Annotated in this window: 4 protein-coding genes; all 4 read left to right on the plus strand. The window is 44.8% G+C overall.

Features of this window, described 5'->3' with window-relative positions:
- Nucleotides 1-46: 46 nt before the first annotated feature.
- The gene (locus ACE1CM_RS12585; RefSeq protein ID WP_374877832.1) at nt 47-184 is read left to right on the plus strand and encodes a hypothetical protein; all 138 of its coding nucleotides are present in this window, start codon (nt 47-49) and stop codon (nt 182-184) included.
- A 111-nt stretch (nt 185-295) separates the two neighbouring features.
- A complete protein-coding gene (locus tag ACE1CM_RS12590) occupies nt 296-589 on the plus strand; it encodes a zinc ribbon domain-containing protein (protein ID WP_374877827.1) in 294 nt (97 codons plus the stop codon).
- 899 nt (nt 590-1,488) lie between these two features.
- Nucleotides 1,489-2,595 carry a reverse transcriptase domain-containing protein gene (locus tag ACE1CM_RS12595; RefSeq protein ID WP_374877829.1) on the plus strand — a complete coding sequence of 369 codons (1,107 nt, stop codon included), beginning with the start codon at nt 1,489-1,491 and terminating at the stop codon, nt 2,593-2,595.
- Nucleotides 2,483-3,012, plus strand: a 530-nt coding sequence (locus ACE1CM_RS12600) for a group II intron maturase-specific domain-containing protein (RefSeq protein WP_374877830.1), incomplete at its 3' end; no start/stop codon positions are given. The genes ACE1CM_RS12595 and ACE1CM_RS12600, both read left to right, overlap by 113 nt.

Genomic DNA, 3,012 nt, shown 5'->3' on the forward strand with positions numbered 1-3,012 from the left:
GGAGAATCCGCGCCATCTGTGTAAATCGGAGAAAGCTTTAAAGAGGTTGCAGCGCCGGGTTTCCAGAAAGGAAAAGGGGTCTCGCAATCGTAAGCGCGCGATTAATCGGTTAGGACGCAAGCATTTAAAAGTTTCCCGCCAACGTAAAGAGCAATGCCCGTTAAGACGGCACTGTGCGTCGTGAAATCCAACGATTTTGTGGCGGTAGAGAAACTGCAAGTGAAGAACATGGTGAAGAATCACCATCCCCCCGCCTGAGGCACCCCCCTGATTAAGGGGGGTTGGGGGGGATGCGATGCTGCAAGGGTCGCAGTTCACGCAGTGGTTGGAGTATTTGGGCAAAGTTTATGGTCGAGTTGTGGTAGGAGTGCCACCCCAATATACCAGCCAAAAATGTTCTAGCTGCGGTGAAATTGTGAAGAAATCCCTGTCTTTCCCCACGCATATTTGTCGATGCAATTGCGTGTTAGACCACGACCATAATGCAGCAATAAATATTTTGGATAAAGCGCTAAAACAGACTGGCTATCAGTTAAGTACCGTGGGGCACCCGGAAACTTTCAACGCTTGCGGAGAGACGATCCTCTGAAAAGACTTGGCAACAAGTCTCTTGCAAGATCCCTCGTTGAACCAAGGTGCGATTCGTTCAGTCGAAACCTAATATTAGGAGGATGACTGGCTTTAGTAGAGTAACCCACTAGGGTAGAGTTCGCACTTAAAATCCTCTACTAATGACAACTTGATATCCATATAGGTGAAGAAACCTAACCGAGCAATTCAGCAAAGACAGCTAGAGGTCAGGAGAAAAGATGAAGGAATCCACCATCATCATAACTCCAACCAGAAAACACCAAGTCCTATCGCCCAGGTGCGAGGTTGAAAGCACACAAACAACCTAGAAATAGGTTGCCCCTACAGAAAGAGACTGACTATCAAATCTGTAAAGCGGGGGTGAAAGCGGTCCAGATGGTAATAGCTGAAAGCATCTGACGCCAGCAAAAGTTCGATGGGTAGAGCAAACTAAGTGTCGTCGAGTTATCGTAATGGTTCGGCAGGGTATATAAGCTCACAGATTTACCTTAATCTGAACCCTGCGCTAGGAATAGCTAACAGAGGTAAGGGCTAACAAATTCCTTCTATTGAGTTAGCGCACTCCCATAAAACCTCGGTGGATAGACACATCCTAAAGAGCTTAACCAATGGATATCAGGAACGAAGTAACCCTCTTTATGCTCCTTACGAGGACGATTAGTAAGGTAGGCAGTCAAACCAAAAGCTACATGATGAAGCGATGGTTCAAGAAGCAAAGCGCCAAACCTGAATTGACAGGTAATGCCTGAAAAGGGATGGTGTAATAACCTGGATAAGCTAACGTGAACCGCAAGGTGTTAAAGCTAGAGGTACAAGTAGCAATGTATCAGCCTAAATCAGATGCAAAATCGAATACTGAGGGATGGAAGAATATCAATTGGCCTAAAGTTGAACGATATGTCTTCAAGTTGCTCTCATCGCATCTATGCTGCTTCCCGTTGTGGCAATGTCAAGCTTATTCGCAAACTCCAAAAGACACTGATGAGGTCAAGGTCTAATAGAGTTCTATCAGTACGAAGGGTAACACAAGAAAATCAAGGTAAAAAGACCGCAGGCGTGGATGGCATTAAATCCCTATCCCCAGCAGCACGTATGAAACTTGTAGGGCAATTAAAACTCACCGGCAAATCTAAACCCACGAGAAGGGTATGGATTCCCAAACCGGGCAGAGATGAAAAACGCCCCCTGGGTATCCCAACAATTTACGATAGAGCTTTACAAGCGGTTGTTAAAGCCGCTCTAGAACCAGAATGGTCGGCTTACTTTGAGCCAAACAGTTACGGTTTTAGACCAGGAAGGTCTTGCCACGATGCCATCAGACAAATTAAAGATTGTATACAACAAAAGGCGAAGTTTGTATTAGATGCAGACATAGCCAAATGCTTTGAGCGCATCAACCATTTAACCCTACTCCAGAAAATCAACATTAAGGGTAAAGTCAGGCAACAAATAAAAGCTTGGCTAAAATCTGGAGTCATAGACCAAGGGGTGTTTACTGCTACATCCCTTGGAACACCACAAGGTGGGGTGATTTCTCCACTTTTGGCTAACATTGCCCTTCACGGTTTAGAAGAAGTGTTAAAGCAATATGCCACAACACTCCCACTTAGATATCCTTCTAGTGGGAAAATAATGTCAAAAAGAGACAGAATGAAGAGTCTAAGTATCATCAGATATGCAGATGATTTTGTTGTCCTACATCAAGATATAGCCGTTGTCACTAGATGCAGAGAAATTATCTCTGAATGGTTAGCCGGTATAGACTTGGAATTAAAACCTGAAAAGACTCGGCTAAGTCATACACTCAATCCTGAGTGGAGTGAGGATGGTTTTGCTGGATTTGACTTTTTAGGTCATCACATCCAACAACACCCAGTTGGTAAATACCGGAGTGATAGGGACTCCAAAGGTAGGATATTGGGTTTTGATACACTCATCACCCCATCAAAGAAGGCGAGTAAGGCACACCAAGAGGAAATCGCAAGCGCCGAGCAAAAAACATGAGTCATCGCCACAAGCGGCACTAATCAAAGACCTTAATCCTGTAATAAGGGGATGGACTTCATACTATAAAAACTCTGACGCTCAGACAATTGGAGAACTATCGAAACAAGATTACCTCACATACCTAAAACTTCGTAGATGGGCAAAACGTCGTTGTGGAAATATCAATGACGGACACAGACGTTTCTGGACATCCACAAGCGATAAAAACTGGGTATTCGCAACCAGGGAGGGACATGCTCACCCCCTCCGGTTACTCACACACTCAGAATTTAGTAGTAGCAGTAGCACTGAGTATGTAAAGGTTAAAGGTGATAAAAGCCCTAAGGATTGCGACCTAGTTTATTGGAGTTCAAGACTAGGGGCTTGCCCTCAACTGCCGAGTCGAACGGCTAAGATGCTCAAGCAACAAAAGGG

It is taken from the genome of Microseira sp. BLCC-F43, assembly GCF_041929235.1.
Taxonomy (GTDB): domain Bacteria; phylum Cyanobacteriota; class Cyanobacteriia; order Cyanobacteriales; family Aerosakkonemataceae; genus Microseira.

Bases quoted from the DNA above. Each gene is read 5' to 3' on its own strand.
- ACE1CM_RS12595 (WP_374877829.1), top strand. From the start codon at position 1,489: ATGTCTTCAAGTTGCTCTCATCGCATCTATGCTGCTTCCCGTTGTGGC.
- ACE1CM_RS12590 (WP_374877827.1), top strand. From the start codon at position 296: ATGCTGCAAGGGTCGCAGTTCACGCAGTGGTTGGAGTATTTGGGCAAA.